Origin of the sequence: Arenicella chitinivorans (assembly GCF_014651515.1) — a bacterium.
In the GTDB taxonomy this organism is placed as follows: domain Bacteria; phylum Pseudomonadota; class Gammaproteobacteria; order Arenicellales; family Arenicellaceae; genus Arenicella; species Arenicella chitinivorans.
The window spans coordinates 322,674-347,560 of the sequence record NZ_BMXA01000002.1; the positions used below are offsets into that span (position 1 = coordinate 322,674).

General features: G+C 52.0%; 16 protein-coding genes. 9 read left to right on the plus strand and 7 right to left on the minus strand.

Annotated features, from left to right (window positions below):
- The first annotated feature begins 281 nt into the window (after positions 1-281).
- From IE055_RS06610 to IE055_RS06630, 5 genes are all read left to right on the plus strand, one after another.
- Positions 282-1,826, plus strand: coding sequence for a M20/M25/M40 family metallo-hydrolase (locus tag IE055_RS06610; protein WP_189399231.1), 1,545 nt, complete (start codon positions 282-284; stop codon positions 1,824-1,826).
- A gap of 45 nt (positions 1,827-1,871) precedes the next feature.
- Positions 1,872-2,411 (plus strand): lipocalin family protein, encoded by a 540-nt coding sequence (locus IE055_RS06615; protein WP_189399232.1) that lies wholly within the window; start codon positions 1,872-1,874, stop codon positions 2,409-2,411.
- 317 nt (positions 2,412-2,728) lie between these two features.
- Positions 2,729-4,876, plus strand: a complete 2,148-nt coding sequence (locus IE055_RS06620; RefSeq protein ID WP_189399233.1) for a protein-disulfide reductase DsbD family protein — start codon at positions 2,729-2,731, stop codon at positions 4,874-4,876.
- 28 nt (positions 4,877-4,904) lie between these two features.
- Positions 4,905-5,516 (plus strand): thioredoxin family protein, encoded by a 612-nt coding sequence (locus IE055_RS06625; protein ID WP_189399234.1) that lies wholly within the window; start codon positions 4,905-4,907, stop codon positions 5,514-5,516.
- A 412-nt stretch (positions 5,517-5,928) separates the two neighbouring features.
- Entirely contained in the window at positions 5,929-7,152 is a 1,224-nt protein-coding gene (locus IE055_RS06630) for a hypothetical protein (RefSeq protein ID WP_189399235.1), read from the plus strand.
- A gap of 520 nt (positions 7,153-7,672) precedes the next feature.
- On the opposite strand, the gene IE055_RS06635 is transcribed toward IE055_RS06630, so the two are convergent.
- The 4 genes from IE055_RS06635 to IE055_RS06650 all read right to left on the minus strand — a co-directional run bounded on the left by IE055_RS06635 (position 7,673) and on the right by IE055_RS06650 (position 11,496).
- Complete coding sequence (locus tag IE055_RS06635) at positions 7,673-8,374, minus strand: hypothetical protein (RefSeq protein WP_189399236.1); 702 nt, start codon at positions 8,372-8,374, stop codon at positions 7,673-7,675.
- 18 nt (positions 8,375-8,392) lie between these two features.
- Complete coding sequence (locus IE055_RS06640) at positions 8,393-9,526, minus strand: hypothetical protein (protein ID WP_189399237.1); 1,134 nt, start codon at positions 9,524-9,526, stop codon at positions 8,393-8,395.
- 17 nt (positions 9,527-9,543) lie between these two features.
- Positions 9,544-9,969, minus strand: coding sequence for a hypothetical protein (locus tag IE055_RS06645; protein WP_189399238.1), 426 nt, complete (start codon positions 9,967-9,969; stop codon positions 9,544-9,546).
- Between the two features lie 108 nt (positions 9,970-10,077).
- Positions 10,078-11,496 carry a hypothetical protein gene (locus tag IE055_RS06650; protein WP_189399239.1) on the minus strand — a complete coding sequence of 473 codons (1,419 nt, stop codon included), beginning with the start codon at positions 11,494-11,496 and terminating at the stop codon, positions 10,078-10,080.
- A 610-nt stretch (positions 11,497-12,106) separates the two neighbouring features.
- On the opposite strand from IE055_RS06650, the gene IE055_RS06655 reads away from it, so the two are divergent.
- From IE055_RS06655 to IE055_RS06665, 3 genes are read left to right on the plus strand one after another with little or no spacing between them, the layout of a single operon-like run.
- Complete coding sequence (locus IE055_RS06655) at positions 12,107-13,609, plus strand: metallophosphoesterase (protein ID WP_189399240.1); 1,503 nt, start codon at positions 12,107-12,109, stop codon at positions 13,607-13,609.
- Positions 13,599-17,531 carry an alpha/beta fold hydrolase gene (locus tag IE055_RS06660; RefSeq protein ID WP_189399241.1) on the plus strand — a complete coding sequence of 1,311 codons (3,933 nt, stop codon included), beginning with the start codon at positions 13,599-13,601 and terminating at the stop codon, positions 17,529-17,531. The genes IE055_RS06655 and IE055_RS06660 overlap by 11 nt, the downstream gene beginning before the upstream one ends.
- Before the next feature lie 49 nt (positions 17,532-17,580).
- Positions 17,581-18,288 carry a LuxR C-terminal-related transcriptional regulator gene (locus IE055_RS06665; RefSeq protein WP_189399242.1) on the plus strand — a complete coding sequence of 236 codons (708 nt, stop codon included), beginning with the start codon at positions 17,581-17,583 and terminating at the stop codon, positions 18,286-18,288.
- Between the two features lie 7 nt (positions 18,289-18,295).
- On the opposite strand, the gene IE055_RS06670 is transcribed toward IE055_RS06665, so the two are convergent.
- Complete coding sequence (locus IE055_RS06670; RefSeq protein WP_189399243.1) at positions 18,296-20,068, minus strand: ATP-binding response regulator; 1,773 nt, start codon at positions 20,066-20,068, stop codon at positions 18,296-18,298.
- A 220-nt stretch (positions 20,069-20,288) separates the two neighbouring features.
- Positions 20,289-21,119, minus strand: coding sequence for a transcriptional regulator HexR (gene hexR / locus IE055_RS06675; RefSeq protein ID WP_189399244.1), 831 nt, complete (start codon positions 21,117-21,119; stop codon positions 20,289-20,291).
- 372 nt (positions 21,120-21,491) lie between these two features.
- Between hexR and gap the strand changes: the two genes are divergently transcribed.
- Positions 21,492-22,523 (plus strand): type I glyceraldehyde-3-phosphate dehydrogenase, encoded by a 1,032-nt coding sequence (gene gap / locus IE055_RS06680; protein WP_189399245.1) that lies wholly within the window; start codon positions 21,492-21,494, stop codon positions 22,521-22,523.
- 309 nt (positions 22,524-22,832) lie between these two features.
- Here the strand turns inward: gap and IE055_RS06685 are convergent, their stop codons facing one another.
- Positions 22,833-24,464: an alpha-amylase family glycosyl hydrolase gene (locus tag IE055_RS06685; protein WP_189400274.1), complete on the minus strand. Its 1,632-nt coding sequence runs from the start codon at positions 24,462-24,464 to the stop codon at positions 22,833-22,835.
- Between the last annotated feature and the right edge of the window lie 423 nt (positions 24,465-24,887).

The following is a 24,887-nucleotide window of genomic DNA, read 5'->3' on the forward strand; positions in this document are numbered from 1 at the left end:
GACGGTGTGACGGTGTGACGGTGTGACGGTGTGACGGTGTGACGCGAAGGGGAATCTTTGTTGTCCTCAGAAGCGCGAAGCTTGCCCTTGGGGTATGACGGATGTAATTGGTTGACGGGTATCACCATTGAATCGCACGTCATTGAGAGGCGCGCAGCGACGTGGGGGCCGGCAATCCGGCATCTCATCCGTTAATCAAACACCTCACCGCGCGTTTGATTTGTAGTTTACCTTGGATGCAGGTATTAATACCTTTCCATAAAATCATTCAGGGTTGCCTTATGCGTAAACGTTTTTGTTCTTTCCCTTTTTCTGTGCGCCTTGGCGTGTTGAAAACTGCCTTGTTGACCGGTTTGTTTGCGGTGACTGGAAGTGCGTCACTGGTATTCGCGTCGGATTCTGATGACTATGCGGTGATTCGTGCGGCGGCTGAGAAAGGCAAGGCGGCGTCGATTGCGCGTTTGAAGGAGTGGATCGCGTTGCCGTCGATTGCGGCGGAGGATTTGAATATGCCGGAAGGCGCGGAGTATATGCGCAAGTTGGCGTTAGATGCGGGGTTTGATGCGGCGGAGGTTGTGCCGACCGAGGGGCACCCGGGTGTGTGGGCGACCATGGACAACGGCGCCGAGCGCACGTTGGCGGTCTATTTTATGTATGACGTGAAGCAGTATGATCCGGCGGAGTGGTCGTCGCCACCGTTGGCGGGCAAGATCATTGATAAGCCTGGTTTTGGTAAAGCCATGGTTGGTCGTGGCGCGGTGAATCAGAAAGGCCCGCAGGCCATGTTGTTGGCGGGATTGCATGCCATGAAAGAAGCCGGTGTAAAGCCACCGGTGAATCTGGTGTTGGTGGCGGAAGGTGAAGAAGAGATCGGCTCACCGCATTTTAAGCAGATTGTGAGTCGCCCGGACATCATGGCGAAGCTGAAAGAGTCGGAAGGTATTTTTATTCCAATCGGCTGGCAGGACGACAAGGGCAATGTCGGCGTCAATCTGGGCGCCAAGGGCATTGTGGAGTTGGAACTGGTTGCCAGCGGTGAGAGCTGGGGACGTGGTCCTGAGAAAGACATTCATTCGAGCCTGAAAGCCATGGTCGATTCCCCGGCTTGGCGTTTGGTGCAGGCCTTGCAAACTTTGGTCACGTCGGATGGCAATACCCCAGCGATTGATGGCTGGTTCGAGAACGTGCGTCCGCTCACCGAGCGTGAAAAAGAATTGATCGGCCAAGCCGCCGCCAGCAGCGACGAAGCCACGCGCAAAAAGCTATTAGGCGTGCAACACTGGATTGATGATCTGCCGTACCAACAAGCGCTGGAGCGTTTGGCGTCGCAACCAACGGTAAACATCGAAGGTCTCGTGGCGGGCTACACTGGCCCGGGTGGCAAGACGATTCTGCCAGGCCGAGCAGTGGCGAAAATGGATCTACGTTTGGTGCCAAACCAAACACGCGCCGAAGCCGAAGCCAAACTTCGTGCGCATTTGGATGAGCGTGGATTTAAAGATGTTGAAATGAAAATCGGTGGCGGTTACGACCCAACGGAAACCGCCGAAGACAGTCGGATTATTCAAGCTGAAATGGCGACCTATCGTCGTGCGGGCGTGAATGCCACGCTTAATCCAAGACTCGCTGGTTCATGGCCGGGTGCCATGTTCACTGCACCACCGTTGTCGTTGCCTGCCGGTCAGTTCGGTATAGGCCACGGTTCAGGCGCACACGCACCGGACGAGTATTTTGTGGTGGAGTCAACCAATCCCAAGGTTGCCGGCGCGGTGGACGCGGCGATGGCATTTGTGGACTTTTTCTATCAGGTGGCAGAGATAGAGTGATGTCTTGACAAGAAATCGAAGTCGGATTTGCTATTGTCTCTCCGCATGAAGACTTTCATAAGAGCATCGTCGGTTTTGATTTTGACATTGTTAGCCACTGCCTGCGCTACCCGCGCGCCTATGCCAACCGTGCCCACGGTTGATCTAAATCGATTTATGGGCGATTGGTATGTGATTGCCAATATTCCCACGTTTCTGGAGCGTGACGCGTACAACGCGGTGGAGAGCTACGCTTTGGATGACGACGGCAATATCCCGACCACCTTCACATTCAATAAAGGCGCGTTCGACGGTCCAAAAAAGACGTACAGGCCAAAGGGTTTTGTACGTGACACGCAAAGCAATGCCGAGTGGGGCATGCAGTTTATTTGGCCGATCAAGGCGGATTATCGAATTGTTCACCTGAACGAGGATTACTCGCAAGTGATCATTGGTCGCAACGCCAGAGATTATGTGTGGCTCATGGCGCGAACGCCAACGATTGCGGATGCGGACTACGAACGCTTAGTGCAGAAAATCGCGCAATTTGGTTACGATGTAACGAAGCTGAAGAAGGTGCCGCAGCAAAGTTTGGATGAGCGCTGATTGGGTTGGTGAAATTCTTTGCGGTGCTCACAAGCGTGCAACCCGCCCGAGGGAGGGCGGTACTGAGATGCTCGGCTCTCTGTCATTGCGAGGAGCGTAGCGACGTGGCAATCTGCTGGAATGGGCGAGGAGATCCTTCGCTGCGCTCAGGATCGCGTAGTCTGCCCCGAGGGTTTGACAGGACGAATCTCTGGGGGGCGGAAGACGGTTGAGGGTGGTTGAATGAAGTCGTTGTTCACCGCCGTCGTTGCGAGGAACGAAGTGACGTGGCAATCTATGCGTCTACGTTCTAATTGAGCGCGCCTATAATTATAAGTATGACCAACAGAACTTCACTTCACAAAGCCGCGCTAATCACGGTTAGCCTTCTCGTTAGCCTGTGTGCGCAGGCAAATCCGGTGGCGACTGACAATGTGGTGGCGAGTCTGGTGTCGGAGCAGGCGGTGGTGGTGCCGGGGTCTCGATTCAGTGTTGCTTTGCAATTGGACATCCGTGACGGTTGGCATACCTATTGGCGTAACCCGGGTGATTCAGGGCAAGCGACAGCAATTGCGTGGACCTTGCCAGATTCGGTCAGCGCGGGCGAGATTCAGTGGCCGTTTCCAGAGCGACAGTATGTGGGCCCGGTGGCCAATTACGGATATCACGGAACCGCGATGCACTTGGTTGATATGCAACTGGCTGCTGACTGGCCGATCGGTGAGCCAGTGGTGCTGGCGGCGGAGGCGAATTGGCTGGTGTGCGAAGAGGAGTGCATTCCAGAGCGAGCCAGTTTACGTTTTGAAATCCCGACCGGCGCTCAAGCCAACATTGATCCGAATCAAACCGCAAAATTTGAGCAAACACGCGCCACGTTACCCCGGACGCTGGCGATCGAGTCAGCATATCAATACGCTGAAACTGGGGATCAGCTTCGCTTCGAGTTCAGTCCCGCGCAAGAGCTGATTCAAGCCGAGTCATTGGCGTATTTTCCATTTGAATGGGGCTTTGTATCCGCACCGGCAGAACAGCAGGTTGTGATTGATTCTGAGTTTGTCTCGATTACCACTCAGAAAGGCGATTTGCGTTTCTCTACGCCGATGGGCGGTGTGTTGGTCATTAACGACCCAGACGGTGGGCAACGTGCCTATGAAGTGGTGTCGTCGCCAGGACCGCTGGGTGCGTCACCACCAGTAACACCCTTGGTTGGCGAGACGTCGTCATTGAGTCTCGGTGTGGCCTTGCTGCTGGCGTTGGCCGGTGGCGTGATTCTAAATTTGATGCCGTGCGTGTTTCCTGTGCTGTTTATCAAGGCGCTGAGCTTAATGTCGCATGCCAATGACAGCGCACAACATGCAAGACAACATGGGCTGGCGTATACGGTCGGCGTGCTGGCAAGTTTTGTGGTGCTGGGTGTTTTGCTCATCACGCTGAAGGCGGCAGGCGAGCAAATCGGCTGGGGATTCCAGTTACAGTCACCGCTATTCGTAAGCTTGGTCGCGCTAGTCTTGTTTGTGCTGGCCTTGAGTTTGTCTGGCTTTGTGGAGATTGGTACGCGGTTAATGGGCCTCGGTTCAAATCTGGCGAATCAAGCCGGTTATCGCGGTTCGTTTTTTACTGGTGTGTTAGCGGTCGTGGTCGCCACGCCGTGTACGGCACCGTTTATGGGGCCGGCGGTTGGGTTTGCTGTAACGCAACCGGCACCGGTGACGATTGCTGTTTTGCTTGCGCTCGGTCTTGGATTGGCGCTGCCGTATCTGGTGTTAAGTTGGGTGCCAGCGTGGACAAGGTGGTTGCCAAAACCGGGTGTGTGGATGCAACGCGTTCAGCAGTTTTTAGCGTTTCCGATGTATGCCACCGCGGTTTGGTTGGTATGGGTACTGGGCCAGCAGGTCGGTATCAATGGTGTGTTGGCATTGTTGATGGTATTCGTACTTACTGCATTGACCATTTGGCTTTGGCAAGTTTCGAGTGGCGAGTGGAATGCTTGGCGTATGCTCGGGCGGTTTGCTGCGGTGTTGATCATCGGCGGCATCGTCTTTCTGTTCACCTTGTTGGTGCAAGGTGATGCCGGGCAAGCAACGCAGAACATGGGCGCGGATGAGTCCGAGTTGAGCAAGGAATACGTGGTCTTCGACGCTGAGCAGTTGTCGCAACTACAGGCGCAAGGCACGCCAGTGTTCGTGAACATGACAGCCGCGTGGTGTATCACCTGCCTGGCGAATGAAAAAGTCGCCTTGTCGTCCGCTGAGTTGCGAGACTATTTTACTGAGCATGGCATTGTATACATGAAAGGCGACTGGACGAATCAGGACGCCGCCATCACCGAGTATCTGGCATCATTTGGCCGCAACAGTGTGCCCTTGTATGTGTACTACCCGCCTGGCGATGGCGCTGCGCGAGTGCTGCCACAGCTCCTTACGGTGGCGACAGTAATTGAGTATATTGAGCGCCAGAAGGTGGCAACTGAACCTCCTGTTTTGTAATAACTAACCTGTAATGAGGTATGTCTATATGAATCGATTTAGCAACGTAATCAGCGTATTTTTGGTGCTGGTGTTTGCAAGCCCAGTGTTTGCCGCCCCAGAAGTCGGCAAGCCTGCCCCTGAATTTGCCATGCAAGACACCGAAGGCAACGACGTTAGTCTGACGGAGTTGCGTGGAAAGACGGTTGTGTTGGAATGGTTTAACGACGGCTGCCCCTACGTACGTAAACACTATGGCTCGAACAATATGCAAGCCCTGCAGAACGAAGCCGTGGCAGATGGCGTGGTCTGGGTAACGGTGATTTCGTCCGCGCCCGGCAAACAAGGCTACGTGACTGCCGAAGAAGGAAATGCCCTGACCGCTAAACACGGCGCGTCTCCTACGCACTTATTGTTGGACCCCGAAGGGACACTTGGCAAGGCTTACGATGCCCGCACAACCCCACATATGTATATCATCGACCCCAAAGGCGAGCTGGTTTATATGGGCGGTATCGACGACAAACCTACGGCAAATCCGGCGGATATTGACGGTGCCAATAACTACGTGCGCAGCGCGCTAGCTGAGCTGAAGAGCGGCACGTCGATCACAAGTCCAACGACTCGCCCATATGGATGTAGCGTAAAGTATTCTTCCTAGGCAGGTTTGTTTGAGTGAGATCCTTCGCGTTGCTCGGGATGACGCATTGAGGTTGTGTCTTGAGCTGGGGAATCCTTCGCGTTGCTCGGGATGACGGACTGAGGCTGTGTCTTGAGCTGGGGAATCCTTCGCGTTGCTCGGGATGACGGACTGAGGCTGTGTCTTGAGCTGGGGAACCCTTCGCTTTGCTCGGGATGACGCATTGAGGTTGTGTCTTGAGCTGATGGATCCTTTGCTTAGTTCAGGATGACGGATAGAGGCTGCGTCTTGAGCGGACGGGATCCTTCATTGCGTTCAGGATGATGACTGTATGTCCGTCATTGCGAGGCGCAGCGCGACGTGGCAATCTCATGCACACCTTCTCGTATCGGCTATACTTTGACATACCGGAACCTGTTGGGAAGATTACCCGATGCGAAACGTTTATTTTGCACTAGGCTTAGTGCTGCTCGCTGCGTTGTTAGCCATCTACTTCAAGCCGAAGGAGAACACGGATGCATTGCCGTCGGTGCTCTCTGTCGGTGAAGAGGACTCGATAGTCGAGGAGCCAACGGTGGTTGAGCCGCAAGTGCCACCCATATCCAAATTTGAATCTGCGGATTCATCAGTCGCCAATATGCTGCTAAACGGTGATTTTGGCCGCTCTCTAAATTCCTGGAAGGTTGAAGAGCACGTTACCTGGTCACCGACGCTCGGTTCCGACTCGAGCGGTGCCTTGGTGATTAATGCCCCGGAGCTTAGTTCGGATTCAAGAATTATCTACGCGAAAACGGCGTCTCAATGTGTGGCGTTGCATAACGGTGTGGAGTTTGACCTAGATGCTCGTTTTCAGTACCCGGAATTCACGGCTGAAAACGCGCACGCAAACCGCATCAATGTTATTTGGTTCGAGACACCAGATTGTTCGCGTGGTGGGCAGTTCGGATCTTATGCGGAACCGAAGCTCGCGCGCGGAGAATGGCAGCACGTGTCACGGCAAGGCCTAGTTCCGGCGCTCGGTGCAGTGGCGGCGAGGATTGAGATTCGTCAGACTCAGCGTGGTAATAATAACGCCAAGGCGATCTGGGACGACGTGGTTTTTACCATGACGAAGTCGAAGGTCACACTGCTCGAGGATGACATTGAGTCTGCGCAATTCACGCGTCCGGAGGGCGAGAATTATGTGCAAAACAGTGGTTTTGATTCGACGATAAGTCAGTGGTGGCCGTCGCCGTCAAAGCGACTCCGATGGCATGATTCCGGCGAGCCAGCGCGCGGCGGTGTCATGTCGGCTAGCTTGCCGAACGAGCGTGATTCAAGTATGGGCACGGGTGCGTTCAATCAGTGTATTAATATTGGTTCTCACACTCGATTCGAGCTCGGTGCCATGGTGAAAGTTTCCCCGACGTCGACGCAGCGAGGTGGTGGCCGACTTCGCCCCACATGGTATCAAGGGTTGAACTGCACTGGGCGTCATTCAACATCGGGTAAGCATGCCGACGTGGATAAAGATGAACCCGGATGGCAAACACTCGTGGTGCGAGATCTGACGCCGAAGTTTCAAGCCACGAGCGTGCGAATTTCAGTGATCCATTCGATTGACGGGCGTGGAGAGCATACTTTGTGGTGGGATGATTTTTATTTTAGCGCGTATTAAGACGCGTTCGTTCCAGAGATCCTTTGCTGCGCTCAGAAGCGCGCAGTCTGCCCTTGGGGTATGACGACGAGGTTTCTGAGGGTAATTTACAGGGACTGCTAGAATTGCCCGAAAGTGTAGGGAGTCGAGAGTGACTAGTGTAGTGAGGCCTGGTTCACGGGCCAAATGGCCGGTTGCCTGAGAGTTGAGGTCGAACTTATAGTTAGTCGCGAACCAATCGCATGGTGTTGCGGCAACGCCTACCTAATTTGCTGCATCTCTTAAGCTTTGGTTCATACAGGGGTTGGGGCGCCAGGCTTGGATTCACAGCGAGAGGATTCGATGCCTGGTGTTCTCCAATAAAGTGACGTGGTTTGACCTGGTCATCATTTGGGTGTCAAGGTATCTAGCTTATCGCTGGCTTCAGACTGCGGACTCGAGAAGCGTAGTATGATCGTACACGGCGTGTGATCAAAGAAGTCAGGTCACTCAACCAGTAAACTGCCTGAATGACCTGACATTGACCCATTAATCATCAAGCTCATGGGGCGACATGATTAATGCTGAGTACGCCGCGTCCTTGTGTGGAGACTCGCTTAATAAAGGATGATTGCACGAGTAGTCCGGCCGAACCGGTCCCGCCTTGGATGCTGTTTACCCGCAATTCACCAGCCGAGAGATTTGCGTTCAGTTTGAATAAGATGGCGCTTTGCGCGATGACGCCATAGTACTGACTTGCTTCGGCGTAGTTAAGTGCCTGCACGCTACCTGCGGCTTGCGGTGCCGCATTCCAACGATTACCGACTGCGCTCTGTGCCAAATTCTCAATCGACTGATCCGCTTTGGCGTAATTCGCAGCCTGCGTATTACTACCACCAAGGTCAGCATCTTGCGTCATGGTGACGGATGAAAACCCCGTGGTTGCTTGCAAGGCGTTCTGTATCGACCGGCCCTCCATTAGATTTACCGCTTGGACACTGCTGTTACCATCGACGCCGGATTGCGTCATGGTGATTGATGAGAATCCGAATAGGGTGTTTTGCAACGAGTTCACCACGTCGTCATTCGCTAGATCTACTGAGATACCGTTAATAGCCTGCTTGGCATTGGCACTATTGACCTGCGTCATAGTTGGCGCGTTGCGCAGTGCGGTACTCTGAGTGATATTCCACTCCGCACTGTGCGCCGGTGCGACCAGCAGAAGGCTGACGAACAGTAGCTTGATTTGCGTATTGTGTATCATGATGACCACCTCACCGTGCTATTCGCAGTTTGCGCGGTTGTCATCGTCGCACACTCGCCAGTCACGTGCGACAGCTTTGTGCACGTAATCTTCGAGTTCTAAGGGTTGCTTCTCATCGTCTTCGAATTTAAGTTCCGCCTCGATTTCAGCGTAGCTTACTTCTGGCTGCTCCTGAGTATCAGCACGGTCAGCCAGGCGGTCTGCTGCACGTTGACGTGAATCACGACCAACGGCGACCGTGTCCGGATTATCAAAGCAAGGTGAGAAGTCCACTTTATTGCCAAACGCATTATCCAGGATCCAAACCGCGGCACCATCGAGCAGTGTTTGTTGTGCGGCATGTAATGTTTCGACACGGACATCGGTGTTTGAAAAGCCGTAGTAATAGTTGTCCACAGCAACGCGGAAACGTGCGGTTTTGCTGTTGCTGTAGTACTTCAGGTCGAATGCTTCGGTACCGATCACTACATTAGTTTGCGGGTCAATGATATTGACCACCAGCGTGACCGAACGTTCTGAACCAGAGTCACCAAAATCGATAGCAGCACTTTTCTCTTCCTCGACGTCGCCGCGATAGCCACCGTTTTGGCCGTAACCTTTAGACCGTTGGTGTGAGCTGTCGTTGCGCGTAAATGCACCGTCGATGATCAAAGGCGTGACTTCGCTGACGTCGTTCATGCCGCGAGCGTTACGATTGGTGTTTGCGACCGAGGTTATGCGTGGCAGAAAACTTGATAAGTTTGATTGCGACGGAAAACCGAAGCGATCCAGCCCAACTTGCTCGCTGATGATCGGTTGAAACATCAGTGGAAACTGGTCGATTACAATGCCGTAGCTTGGGTGCGTGTGGGCACTCAAGGTTGAAATCATTTGAATTCGGCCCGAATCCGACAGTGGACCATCAGAGTAGTTGTTGTGCTTAATGGTGCCGTCGATGATGTCCCGCACCATAAATACGTACGCACTGGGGTTCACCAGGTTGTTGTCGAGCTCTTGGCGCAAGCATTGTAGCGCTTCGGACATTTTGGTTTTGGATTTCTCGGGTGCGGCATCAAAATCAGTATCCAATGTGTATCGTGATACCGTCGAGCAGCCGGACATGACTAGTGCTGCTGCGCCTGAGATAACTAAATTTTTAATCTGCGTTTTCATGGGTGTTCTCGTAAAAATTAATAGCAGTCGTAGAAGTCAACTTGTTCGATATACACGTTGCTGACCACCGTCGCTGTAGGGTTGACTTGGAGCGGATCGCCTGAAGACTCAATGTATTGAGCGACAATCGCGCAGTTCGGTTTTTCAATGTTGTCGACGTAGAAGACTTCGCCATCGGGTCCGATTACCTGGTAGCCGCGCGTATTGCCGACAATCAGGTTGTTGGTAGTCAGATAGTTCAGACTCTCACCAGCTTCTGCCAGAAGTTTGGTGTTGTTGACTTCACTGTAGGCAAAACTGGGTTGTTGCAGTGAGGGGATCGTTGCCCAACCTGGATGAAACTCCTGTAACTCCTGTACATTAATTTCATTGACCGTTTGTGCCATGGCAGTTGTGATGGTCGCACCGAAGATCAGCGCGACAGCAAGTTTTTGTGCGTTCATGTTCATGCCAATTTGCCTAAGTTAAAAGTGAATGATTAAGGTTAAAGTAGCCTGGTTGGCCAAACGCCGTTGTGGAGCTTGACCAACCAGCCTATCTGCGACGCGGTGTTAGAATTTCACGCCAACAAAGTTGCCATACTGGCCAGAACCCGTAATGTTGTCTTGAACCATACTGAAGGTCGCTGCCGTCACATTCAGCACTTGGCTGACTGTGCCGCCGCTTCCTGAGCCAGCGTTATCGACAATCGCGTTTAAGGCCTGCAAATTACCAGACGCCGCACTCAGACCGTTTTGGGCCATCGACAAAGCACCGCCGCCAACAGTAAACGACTGCGTTGTGCCAGAATCGTCAATGTTGCCGTTAGTGATATCGATCAAGTTACCCGCTTGGATCAACGTGCTACTGGCGCTTTCCTGATTGAAGTCAGTCACCAGGTTTGAACCGATGAAGGATTGCGAGATTTCATCGATGCTGTCTGTCGTGCCCGTTGCTAGAACGGCCATGTTGCCAGCTTGAACATTGGAGGACGCGGTCGGTGTTTGATCGAAATCAACTGCCTGTGCGCCGGAGGCTATAAAGGATTGCGTCAGATCTGCAATGTCGCCATCCGAACTTGCCAGGTTTCCTGCCTGAATGTTGTTGGATGCACTGGCGGTTTGCTCGAAGATAGCGTCGCCTGACGCGATGGTGGTGGTTTGAATTGTGGAGCCAGCTGATACGCCGATGTCGCCGCCGACTTCGGTTTTCATGAAGTTAGTGGCTTGAACATTGTTCGTGCCCGACACAGCTTGCGTTACGATCAGGTCATTGGTTGTAGCTGTGAAAGACTGTACTGTCTCATCCAGCTCGCCCGTGGTAGCCACCGCGCCGTTGCCGACCTGGGTATTACTACCGCCACTGTTACCCGCACCTTGTGTCATGCGTGCTTCACCATCGACATCGATAGACTGAGTGAGTCCGACCGTGGCCACATTGACGCCTTTCGCATAGTTAACACCTTGCACGTTTCCGCTGGTTGTCATGACTGACTGCGTCATCTCCAATTCGCCACTCTCGTTGTAGTCCTGCACCAATCGGTCAATGTCAACTGTGGCATTTGCTAAGTTCGCCGCTTGTACGTTCGCACCTGCTGATGAGGTGTCTGACTGTGTCAACGACGTCGTGCTGACGTCTGTTTGATTGACGACTTGCGAGATGACGCTGGTTGAACCGATGTTTTGACCATCGATAAAGTTGATGGCTTGGTTTGATGCATCAACAAATGCGCCCTGATTTAAATTAACACCAACCGACGAGGCGAGATTCGCGGTTTGTGAACCTGACGCAAGATCATCTTCAGTGTTGTCGAGGGCGATACCGTTGAGTGCCTGATTACTGCTGGCAACGTTAGTGACTGCACCCTGTGTCATGCTTGGCGCAGGCACGGTTACATCCGCTGTCTGGGTTACATTCCAGTCAGCGGCATGTGCGCCTGACGCCAGTAGGGAAGCGCCGACGAATGCTGCAATTTTGGTCATTTTTTTCATTTGGAAATTCCTCATGAGTAATAAATTAAGTGAGTGAATACATCGCATTAAGAACGGCTACCGAAGTACAGAGCGCGGAAATGCGCGGGGGGACTTGGACAATCGTTATTAATTCGTGCTACCAGCCAACCCATTTGGCTGGATGCGGTTCTCGCTAGGCCGTGTAACGCAAATGACTGCGGGTTTGCGTCCGAATCTACACGCCCTGCGAGAACCGACGAGGCAAGAATAGGCGTTTAAATTGGATTGAAAAATAGTCCAAAAAACCTATCCCGGTTGGCCTATAACCTAGGTTTAGTGCGGTTCTACGGTGATTTCAGGAGTTGATTGTGAGGTGCAGCCAGTTGCCGAGCGAGAGTGCGTTCGAGTGAAAAGGCCAATTAAATCAATACGGAAAAATCATCTAGGTGCGATGATTTGAGTGGGCATGAGCTGGCGAGTCGTGATTATTGAGGTGAGGTTCAGACCGTAAAAAAGCTCGAACTAAACCAAAGTTATAGCCGCACGGTTTAGGCTGAGTCGCTAGGGTTATGGCGCAAAATGGCCTATGATCGATTCACCAGCAGTGCTGGGCAGGTGTCAAACTAGGGTTATAAAACGGGAAATTATCATGCCCCTTTCTTCTTATGTATGCATTTCAGACCTCCATCTGGGTGCACGTTATAGTATTTTGTCGAGTCGAGATGCGTTACATCGTTTTGATGTGGACCAGGCATCGGATTGTTTGCTTGAGTTGGTGGATGCACTGCGGAATTACATTCCAAAGGTATTTGGCGACGAGCTACCGCAATTGGTGTTGCTGGGCGACTTGGTGGATTTTGATTTTGCGTCGATGACGGATATCGTGCGGTCGATGAATGTGTTGGTCGAAGCATTGTTCGATCCGGATAAACCGGCTTTGTTTAGTAAAAACATCATTCTGGTGCCAGGGAATCACGATCACCACTTTTGGCAGACCGAGAAAGATGCTTTGTTTCTGGAGCGGTTTAATGGGCATGCAAGGCGGCCCGCAGAGCGAATTCCGTATCAAACGACGGACTTGTTTCGTCAGGCTTCGCTGAGTTCCACGTTGTTAAACCAATTACCCCATGCCAAAAAGCTGAATCTGAATTTTGAATTAAGGTACCCGAATTGGGGTTTGTGGCAGGCTGGTCAGAGCGGCGAGCGCGACAAGCAAGTCATCTTTCATCATGGGCATTATGTAGAGCCTCTGTATCGGATGGTTACGACCGTTAATCAGATCATGAGCGACATCGCGGATCCGGATATCGAGGAATTGGAACGTCAGAATGGCGGCTGGATTAATTTTTTCTGGTCCAGTCTTGGCGCGTCACCAGCGCAACGCGATAACACCGTCATGTTGTTTGACATCATGCAAAATCCCGCGGCGACCTACCGCTACTCGCAGCGACTCGCTGCTCTGGTCAGTGACTATTTAAGCCGCCAGTCCGGCACCTCACCAAGCAACACCTTGATTAACAATCTGTCGCTGGAAAAAGTGCTAACCGGGATTTTTAGTGCGACCTTGGGGCGTGGATTTCAAGCCGAACGCGCCAGCAACCACCGAACCTTGTCAGAGGACGGTTGGGATGGTCTGGACTGGTACTTGTCTAAACCCTTGCACCAGCAAATCCTGGCGGATGCGCCATCATCAGGATCGGGGCATCAAACCGATCCTGGCATAGTGGAAACTGAGACAACATTTGTTTTTGGCCATACGCATAAGCCATTCCAGGACATCGTCGGTGTGGCAGGCTATCAGCAGCCGGTTAAGGTGTTTAATTCGGGTGGCTGGGTGGTCGATCAACCGGATTTCAGTGCTGCGCAAGGTGGCGCCGTCGTATTGGTCGATGCGGAGCTTAACGTTGCCTCGCTGCGACTTTTTCAAGCCCCGGTGAATGGTCAAATGCCGACAGTAGCGGCAACCGGTTCGCATCCTGGTGAGCGGGCCGATAACCCGCTGTTAAAGCGGATGCAGGACAATATAGATCAGAGCCATTGGCAGGCATTTCAGGACAGCGCCTGCCAAGCTATGCAACAGCGTGCGATGGAAGTGCGAGATCAATTCTTTGATCGCAACTCAAGTGATGGAGTGAAGCAACATGGGCACTAATACACAGAATAAGGATGCCGCTGCGCTCAATTTGCAGCACCATATTGCGACTGATTACAGCAAAATCGAAAAGCGCAAATCCTGCAAGATCCTGGTTATCGGCTCTGGGTATGGTGGCAGTATCGTGGCATCGCGATTGGCCCGTGCCGGGCAGCGAGTCTGCCTGCTGGAGCGTGGGCAGGAATTACGTCCCGGTGAATATCCAACGGATTTGGCTGGTGTGCAGGAACAAACGCAGGTGCGCACCGATAACCCGGATCATCCGGTTATTGGTAAGCACTCGGCGTTGTTTGATTTGCGTATCAACGAAGACATGAGCGCACTGATTGGCTGTGGTCTCGGCGGCACCTCGCTAATCAACGCCAACGTGGCACTAAAGCTCGACGAAGCAGTGTTTGAACGCGACGGGTTAGCCTGGCCGCAGGTGTTTCGTGATCAACCTGGGCTGTTGGAACCATATTACAAACTGGCTCGAGAGGCGTTGGGTTCTAACCCGTACCCAATGGCGGATGATCCGCGCGCGCCCGGTTACAAACCGTTGAATAAACTCAAGGCGCTCGAAAAGTCGGCGTTGACACTCGGCGTTGAAGTACAGCGGCCGGATATTAATGTCACGTTTGATGGCGCGCGTCCAAATCATTTCGGGTTCCAGCAAAAGCCGTGTAATCTGTGTGGCGATTGCTGCTCTGGCTGCAATGAAGGTGCAAAAAACACCACTCTAATGAACTATTTACCTGACGCGAAAGCACACGGTGCAGAGCTCTACTGCAATACCACGGTACACCACATTGAGCAGCACTCGAAGGGCTGGTCAGTACACGTACGTGCCACGGAGCGGCCGGAAAAGAAAGACCGTTCGTATGGCAATAAGGTTATTACTGCGGATATTGTGGTGCTGGCTTGCGGTAGTCTGGGGTCGACCGAGATCATGTTGCGATCCAAGGCGGCAGGTCTGACCTGTTCCGAGCGGCTTGGCAAGCAATTCTCTGGCAATGGCGACTTGCTGGCTTTTGGTTACAATAGCTACTGGCTGGACAACGACAAGTTCACCAATCGCTTATTGCGTGAAGACAGCAAGGCGCAGTTTGAGAGCATTTACGGAGTTGGCAAGGGCAGTAATCAAATCAGTGATGAGCAACTGCCCGGGCCGTGTATTACCGGTGTGATTGATCTGCGCGACAACAGCCGAACGGACGAACACCAACTCATTGTTGAGGAAGGGGTCATTCCCGGTGCGCTCGCCACGGTGATGTCGGCTACCATGGTATTTGGTGCCGCTGGCAACGCCAATTTTCTGCGCTATGGTGTTGATCAGGCAGAAACTCGATTGCGTGACATTGAAGCAATTGCGACGACCATGCAGCATAATCCGGCGGGCTTAACTGATTGCGCCTATGTGGGGGCCATCAGCCGCACTCAAACCTACTTAGTGATGAGCATGGATGCCTCAGAGGGCGAATTGCAACTGGATCGGGATCGACTCAAAATTCATTGGCCCGGTGCTGGTAAAAGTAGTGCCATCAACGGTCACCATGACACCTTGGCTCGGATCAACGACGCCGTGCAAGGGCAACTAATTACCAATCCTTTGCTAAATGATGCCTTTGGTAATAAGCTGATTACCGTGCATCCGCTGGGCGGTTGTGGCATGGGTGATACGATTGCGGAAGGCGTGGTGAATGACCGAGGTCAGGTGTTTAGCGGTTTAACCGACGATTCGGTACATGCTGGGTTGTACGTCTGTGATGGGTCGATTATTCCAGGTGCGGTTGGTGTGAACCCATTGTTGACGATTTCTGCGTTAGCAGAACGTTGCAGCGAATTGATGGCGAAAGATTATGGCTGGACGATCGACTACCTGAGTCGTGTACCCGCATCGATCGTCGAGCAGAATGAAGACGACGATGGTGACGACGACGATGACTTGATGGAATTGAGCTTTGCTGACGAAATCGAAAGTGAGTTGTTGGGCGACGACTTTGATGATTCGGACCCGGCAACGTCGCAGGCCGAAAAAGCATTGTTGCAAGGACTGGGCAGTGCGGCGACCTCGTTTATTGACCTTAAGTCCGACATACTCAAGTCCAGTTGTCAGTTCTCCGAGGAAATGCGTGGTTTCGCGCACTCAATCAACAACGGTCTGCCCAATCCAACACTACGCCGTCATGATTATGAACGAGCTTTTGCCAGCGGCCGCGCGGCCAAGCGTGCGCTGAAATTGAATCTGACCGTGCATATACCAGACGTGGTACTGCTCACGGCAGAGCGCCAGACGGCATGCAATATCACTGGTGGGACACTCCAGTATGGCGATGATCGTTACGATATTCGAAAAGGCACATTCCGCTTGTTGCCGCCGGATGGCCATGCCTCCGAGCGTTGGCTGATGGTCTACGAACTCGAGTGCGGCCAAAAGCGTCGCGATGGTTTCACGCTGGTCGGTCGCAAATACCTGCATGGTAAACCCGGTTCGCATTGGTGGACCGATTTGACGACCTTGTATGTGGACTTATTCCGTGCAGATACTGGTCAAGAGACGCGATTTGCAAGTGGTATCGTGTCGTTGACGTTACAGGATTTTGTACGTCAATTGAGTACCTTTGAAACCGACTTGCCGGCAAAAGCTCTGCGTAAAGCCTTGGGCGATATGTTGTACCTTGCGATCGGTGCCGCTGGCAAAGTGGACGCAATGAAGACTGGGGTTGGCTTGTACCAAGTTGCCAAACTCGGCGCATCACTGGCAGAAACCGTGTTCCGCGCGTATGGTGGGCTACTCGCGACGTTGAATAATTTTCCCAAGCAGGACGCCACTCGGTTGCCAGGCCGCTCAATGCCTAGCGGGCGTGAGTACGCCGAGATCGAAAGTCAGGCGGGCTTTACGATTAAGCTGACACGATATCGCGCCACGCACAAGTCCGACAGCGCCTGTTATCCGGTGATTCTGGCCCCTGGTATGGGGGTCACGGCATCGTCCTTCGCCACCACCACCGTGGCGTGTAATTTGGTGGAATTTTTGACTGCCAAAGGGCACGAAGTCTGGTTGCTAGATTACCGAGCCAGTGCGGATTCAGGATCGTCAACCAAGTCGTTCAGTGTGGATGAAATTGCTCAGTACGACTGGCCAACCGCGATTGATTTTGTGTTACGTAAATCGCCCCTTGATCAGGTGCACATTGTGGCACACTGCGTTGGTTCAATGAGCCTGCTAATGGCTTTGCTGAAGCGGTTTGTTGATAAACAGACTATACGCTCGCTGGTGTCTTCGCAACTGACCTTGCATCCGGTTTCCAACTGGTTGAATAATGCCAAAGCAGATCTTGACGTTATCAACCAATTGGAGAGCATTCCGCTGATGAAACAAATGGGGAATGTGGTGACCATGCGGGCTGGCAAAACTGGGTTTGATCGTATGTTCGACGTGATGGCGTATCAGGTGCCGACACCTGAAGGTGAAGAGTGTACTAACCCGACTTGTCATCGCGTTTTGTCGGTGTATGGGCCGTCGTATTTGCACGCACAACTTAATCGTGCAACGCATATCAAATTGGCTGATTGGTTTGGCCCGATTCACTTGGATGCATTTCGCCAGATCACACACATCATTCGCGCAGGTCACGTGGTTGATTCCGAGGGAAAAAATACTTACTTGCAGGACATTCCGGCGGTCACGTCCAAGTCAGAAAACACCATCGAGCAGCTCGATCTTCCGATCATGTTTCTGGCCGGCGCATTGAATCTTGAGTTCTTACCACAAACCTCAGCGCGCACCTATCATTGGTTGTGTGCGCATAATCCGCTGAGTGTGGACAAGTATCACCGACATGTTTTTACTGATTACGGTCATATGGACTGCTTTATTGGTAAAAACGCTAGTCGGGATATCTTCCCTGAGCTGTATACTTGGATCGAGAAGTATCAATAACGACGCCATCTTATTCAGGAAACACAATGGAACCCCAGCGTAACGAGATATGTCCGGATTAGCGATTTTATTAGTAGATGACCACGCCTTATTTCGCAGTGGTTTGTGCTACTTGCTGAATGGGCTTGATCAGGCGCTGGACATTTCTGAAGCAGAGACGTTTGAGCAGGCGATGCGCGTCTGTCAGCCGAGCACAGAGTTGGTGCTGCTCGATTATCATCTGCCCGACAGTGCCGGATCGTTTAGTGCGTTACAGCAATTGAAGCAGGCATTTCCTTCGATCACTGTGGTGTTGCTGTCGAGTGAGGACAATCCACATATTATCCGTGGTGCGATCGACGCGGGTGCCGCTGGCTTTATACCGAAGTCGTCGACGCCTAATATTATGATTGCGGCGCTAAAGCTTATTTTGGCTGGTGGCACATATTTGCCACCCATTGCGTACGCCGACTCCGATGTGGAGTCCCGATTCGCTGCGCGCGCAGCCAAACCCGCCATGACTGAGGCCACCAATCCGTTTATGGAAATGGAGGGGGATTTGCCCTTGAATCATTCGCAAGTGGCGCAGTTATCTAAACGACAATTTGAAGTCTTGACCGGTGCTATTAAGGGCAAGTCCAACAAAGTGATCGCGCGCGAACTTGATATTGCCGAAGGTACCGTCAAGGCGCATTTGTCGATGGCCTATAAAATTATCGACGTCAAGAATCGCACCGAGGCGGTCTACATGGCTGCCAAGCTTAAGTTTGGTCTTTAGCCGGCGATTAGCCTGCCGCCCCATTTTGCAAGGCGTTGCGGATTGCGGTTTGCAGTTGCTCTGAGTAAATCGGCTTGTGCAGCAGTTTGGCGCGTGCTTGGGACGCTTCCTGCAGGCGGTCCGGTGCGGTGTCGCCAGTAACCAAAATGGCGGGAATATTCGGATGAATGCTGCGAATGCCCTGCAGCGCATCAATCCCACTGGTGTGATCACGTAGTCGTAAATCCACAATCGCGAGTTCTGGCGAATCGGTTTTGGCGATTTGAATCGCCTCTTCGATGGTTTCTGCCGGGAGTACCACGCAGTCGAGGGCTTCTAAGTACACTTGGGTCGCAAGCAGGATATCGGTCTCATCATCGACAACCAGCACGCGCAGTCGATTAAACGAGTAACTCGGTTTGTTTGCGTGGGCCTGAGTGAGGGTATCGCTGCCACGATTGAGATGTAGAATAAACTCCGTCCCGTGGCCGACGGCAGAGCGGAGCGTGAGGCGTATATCCAACAGAGTGCATAAGCGACTGACAATCGACAGCCCAAGGCCCAGGCCTTTGCTGCGATCACGGTGTGGATTATCAACTTGATAAAACTCTTCGAATACCAGCTTTTGCTGATCCTTAGCGATGCCGATGCCTGTGTCTTTCACGCTGACGATAACGTCGTCTTCGCACCACACGCTGATCACCACACTGCCTGCCTCCGTATACTTAATCGCGTTGGCTAACAGATTTCGTAACAGTCGCTCCAATAAGGTCGGATCGGTGTACGCAGGGGCTCGGTCCGGCGTTTCGATCTGGATGGTGAGTCCTTTTTCAGTCGCAAAAGGTAAGAACTCAGACTTAAGACGGCGCACCGTGGCGGTGACGTCGGTATCCGACAAGTTTGGAGTGACAATCCCCGCATCAAGTTTTGAAATGTCGAGTAAAGAATCCAATTGAACAGCGAGGCTATGCAGGGCTTTGTCCATGGTGCCCGTGATTTCGGTGATTCGCTCATCATTATTATCGCTGGTGGCGTTGCGTGAGATCAGCGCAGCAGTAAGTAGCGAGAGCGTGTGTACCGGTTGACGTAGGTCGTGACTCGCGGCCGCGAGAAAACGCGTTTTCGCGGCATTTGCTGCTTGAGATTCGCCCAATGTTTCGGAGAGGCGATGATTAATATCGGCGTATTTTTGTCGCATCTCGACGGAGTTACGAAACAAGTGATTGATTTCTTTTGAGATGCTTAGCAATGCATAGTTCATGAAAACAAGAAACGAGCTAAGCACATAGACCTTCCAAACGCCTTGCCCCTCCGATGGCGGAAACACTGACCACATCAACGCGAGGGATGAGAGTACCAAGGTCACGTAGGGTGCTGTGGCTTTCATAAACCCGGCATTGGTGATCACCACGCCAATCACAAGGTAACCCATTACCAAGGTCACCAAGACGGCGTCCACCACGCTCATGTTAGGAAAAAAAAACAGTGACAAGCAGAGTATCACGGCGTTCGCGAAGCTCAACCAGTAAATAAATCGCAGGCGCTGCGCTTCGCGATAGCGATCCTGCCGCAGTACATAGCGAATACACCAAGCCCGCCCAAACAGCGCCAGGATTGATAAGGTCAGCCAAGCCAGTACCCAGCCAGCAGAGGAATCACCAATGGCGGCGGTCGCAATCACAATCAAGCCGATAAACACGGGCAGAGGGTTGCGGCGCAAGTTGTTTCGCGACAGGACTAGAAACTCCTGCTCGAGACTGCGCGGCATTGTTTGCTTATTGCGAAGCGAAGAATCGCTCATCGTATCCATCCTCTCTAGTTCATTCTGTCTACGATTGTGCATCACCGGCTAGGGCAATACCACTAAACCAAAGTTATAGTTAGACGATGATGTTGCCTTTAGTGCGATGTTAACGGGTTGATATCGCTCAGATTTCTACCGATGTTAAAGGCTGTTATGACACTGCAACCAATTTTATAAGGTCGTCCTTCCATAGTGGCGTGTCGAGCAGCTGGAAGTGCTATTGTGCTCGATCGGTTCGAGTTGCGGCCAGATTCTTTTTAATGGCTTTGATATTCTTCTCGACGCGGTCTCCAAGTTTAAGTGCCACTGTGGTCGCCAGCATATCAATGACGGCTAGATGAATAATGCGCGAGGTCATGGGCGTGAACAGGTCGGTGTCTTCGGCCGTTACGGCGTTCAGCACATACTTGCATTGTCCAGCGAGAATCGATGATTGGGACGTGATGCCGATGACCGTGGCGCCCCCTTTTCTTGCGAGCTCGGCATTGATGATCATGGCATCAGTGCGCCCAGTGTATGAGATAAATACCGCGACATCGTCGCTGTCCATCATTGAGCAGGCCATACGCTGGTTGATGTAGTCGGTGTGTGCGATTACCGGCATGCCAAAGCGAAAAAACTTGTGCTGTGCGTCCAAGGCAACCGAGCTGGACGCGCCCATTCCGAAAAAATGCACACTTTTGCATTTAGCAATTGCGCTGGCGGCGGCGTCCAGTACGTCTGGGTTAATCGTATTTGCAAGTGACTGAATACTGCCCTGAATCGACGTCATGATTTTTTTGATCACCATCGAGCTATCGTCATCGCGACTCAGGTTCTCGACGAACAGTTGACCATTGGATGAAATCTCTTGTGCGAGCCGGAGTTTAAAATCCGGATAGCCATCGCAGCCAAGTTTGTGGCAGAAGCGATTTACCGTCGGTTCGCTCACTTCGGCCGCAGACGCAAGAGACGCGATCGACTGATGGATTACCGATGATGGGTCAGCTTGAATAATCACCGCCAGTTTACGGTCGGATTTGCTCAGGCGAACAATGTCGCTATTCATTAGCTGAAGTAATGATGTCTGTGCTTGCATGCTGGTCCCCTTCTCACGGTATGTGACACGCGGTCGCATTTTTGTAATTAACTTTCAATAATAGCCGAATATCCTGTATTTATCAGGCTAAATTGAAAGTCATGCGATTCCATGCAGTTTTCGGGCCACTGCGCGTGATATTTTCTATGTAGCTAGATTACAGAAAATTGGTTTTTTAACTAATAAATTGTAATTAACTTACAGTCTGTGCTAATCTTTGACTTATAGCGTGGTGGCGAGTTCACCAAAACGCACAACTTTAACTCGGTATTTGTTGAGCAGAACGCAGATTCGAGCGCCTCGCGTCAACAAAACCTTACGCACTTAAGAGCAGGTATCAGGATGTATAAAATTGCGATTAATGGGTTTGGCCGTATCGGACGGAACGTGCTTCGCGCGATGTACGAGTATCGCAAGCATGATCAAATTCAGGTGGTTGCTATTAACGACTTGGGTGAGGCGGCGATCAATGCCCATTTATTGAAGTATGACACTGTGCACGGCGAGTTTGCGTCGAGCGTCAGCGTTGATGGTGACAACTTGATTGTTGCAGGCGACAAAATTCGCGTGCTGGCTGAACGCAACCCAGCTGATTTACCTTGGGCCGAAATGGGCGTTGATCTGGTGCTGGAATGCACCGGTTTATTCACTACCCGCGAAGCCGCCAGTGCCCATCTTGACGCGGGTGCGAAGAAAGTATTGGTTTCTGCACCAGGTAAAAATATGGACGCCACCGTTGTGTACGGCGTTAACGACGATGTGCTGACACCAGCGCATCGCATTGTTTCAAATGCGTCATGCACCACCAACTGCCTCGCGCCGATTGCTAAGGCTCTGCATGAGTCACTCGGCATTGAGAAAGGCTTGGCTAATACCGTGCACTCCTATACTAACGATCAGCGTTTAAACGATGTCTATCACACCGATCTGCGTCGCGCGCGCGCTGCTGCGCACTCAATGATTCCGAGCAAAACTGGTGCTGCTGCGGCCATTGGCTTGGTAGTGCCTGAGTTGGATGGCAAGCTGGATGGTTTATCTGTCCGAGTTCCAACCTTGAATGTGAGCTTATTGGATTTGACGGTAACGGTGTCACGTGAGACCACTGTCGAAGAAGTGAATGAAATCTTAGCGAAAGCGGTTGCGACCACCAAAGAAGACGTGTTCAAAACCAATGAATTGCCGTTGGTCTCAAGCGACTTTAATCACAACCCAGCGTCCAGCATTGCGGATGTAACGCAAACGCGTGTCTTTGGCGACATGGTTAAGATTCTAGCTTGGTATGACAATGAGTGGGGTTTCTCGAACCGCATGATTGACACCGCCAACCGGATGTTGGAGTTGGGTGTAGACCTGGAGCTGTCAAAAGCCAGCTAAAAAAACATGCGATGACACAGACATCATCGCGTGCTCCGGTCAAGCGCTAAATTGCATGGTGCGGAGATGTTAAGAGAATGCAACTGTTTAGACAGTGACAACGATTTCGTGGAATGGACGTGTTGTTAGCAAGGATGCTGTTTTCTCTCTTTTTAATTCCTCGTTTTTGACAGCATCGCGCTCACCTGGTGAGCGAAGCCACCTTTGCACAGGCGGTCACGGTTGCCAGACGACAAACCTGCCAGCGGGAAACCCGGTACGGTCCTGCGCCCCGACGACATCAGTGACGCGCAGGGTTGCCCCACTAAGTTAGATACAGAGTGCGAAGCCATATGGCCCTAGCTCGATAGTGCCATTGTCGTTGCGTTTAGCGCCATTGCCGAGTGCAATTTGACTACCAGCGGCCGCGTTCCAAACGGCTGTAGAATCGCTCAAATTGAAGCAGGCATGAATCTCAGTGTCATGGTTAGTGCGCCGAAATACCAGCAGTTGATCGGTGCTCGAGCTGGTGTTCAAATTGATCTCACCACTCACCAAAGCGGGCATGGTGCGACGCCATTGTAAGAACTGTTTGTAAAAATTCAGCACTGACTCAGGGTCTTGTTGTTGCACACTGACATTGTTGCGGCGATGGGCGTCGTCGACAGGTAGCCACGGCTTGCCATCTGAAAAGCCGGCATTGGTCGATGAGGTGTCCCAGGCCATTGGCGTGCGACACCCATCGCGCCCCTTAAAGTCTGGCCAGAATTCAATACCAAACGGGTCTTGTAAGTCCTCGCGCGCAATATCGGCTTGAGTAAAACCGAGTTCTTCGCCTTGATACACGCAGAGCGTGCCGCGCAAGCTGGCTGCGAGCACGAGTGCCATTTTGGCGAAGTCATTATTGTGCTTGCCAGAACCCCAACGCGAAACTACGCGTGTTACATCATGGTTGCTAACGGCCCAGCATGGCCAGCCTTCGCCAATTACTTCTTCAAGCGCGCCGACGGTGTGCAGAAAGTGATGCGGGGAAAACTCATCAGCCAACAATTCAAAGTTATACCCCATGTGCAATCGAGTCTTGCCTTGGGTGTATTCAGCCAGCGTTTTGAGGGAGTCTTCAGAATTAATTTCGCCCAATGTCACTGTGCCAGGATAACGATCGAGCAAGGCGCGCACCGACTCCAGAAAAGCGATGTTCTCGCTTTGTGTGTTGTCGTAAAGATGATATTGCGCAGCATAAGGGTTGTCAGGAGAAAACCCGCGACCGGTACGTTTTTCGACTGGCTTGAATGGGTTGTCTCGTAGTGATTGGTCGTGGTAGCAGAAATTAATCGCGTCCAGTCGAAAGCCATCAACGCCGCGCTGTAACCAGAATTCGAGTTCGTGCAGGATCTGCTGTCGCAGTGCGTCGCTGTGGAAGTTGAGGTCGGGCTGAGACTTTAGAAAGTTGTGGAGATAGTACTGTTGTCGACCTTCGTGCCACTCCCATGCTGAGCCCCCAAAAATTGAAATCCAGTTGTTGGGTGGCGAACCGTCGGCCTTGGCGTCGGCCCAAACGTACCAGTCTGCTTTGGGGTTTGTTTTCGAGCGACTGCTTTCTTGAAACCACGCATGTTGGTCAGAGGTGTGACTGAGCACTTGGTCAATCACGATCTTGAGCCCATGTTGTTTGGCCTTGGCGATCAGTTCATCGAAATCAGTGAGCTTTCCGAAGATTGGATCAACATCGCGGTAGTCGCTGATGTCATAACCAAAGTCTTTCATAGGCGACTTGAAAAACGGAGACACCCATAACGCGTCGACGCCAAGTTCGGCAATGTAATCGAGTTTTTTTATTATTCCTTGTATATCACCAATCCCATCACCGTTGGTGTCGCAAAAACTGCGCGGATACACTTGATAAATGACGGCACCGCGCCACCATTCGTGCTGCGCTTGGGTCGCGTTGGATTCAGTTATTGACAGGCTGTGGCCTGACTTTAAAGATACATTTTTCACAACAATTTATAGTTCTTTTGTTTCCTGACTCGCCGATTATTGGGGGCTGGCAGCGGTAATACCGCGAATCACCGTCAACCGCGAGTGCTTCTCCACCTTATGCGCTCCATAGTAGTGCGATAAGCTGATTATGGGGAGATACCAAGGCTTTGAATACGTATGTAACGTGGGTTGCAAGTGATGAATACGTATGTAACGACTTTCAGCCTGCAGCAACTGTGCGTAAGCTGTGATGATGCAATTTGGCTAAGTTGTGCGTGCAATGTTGGTATTCGGCGTACTGAAAGTTGTTATTGGGATTCCGTGCTAAGCCTGATCTTGGAAAAGGCAAGCATGAGAAAGCGACTGACAAACCCGCAACGGCTCACTTAACTATCCATTCTC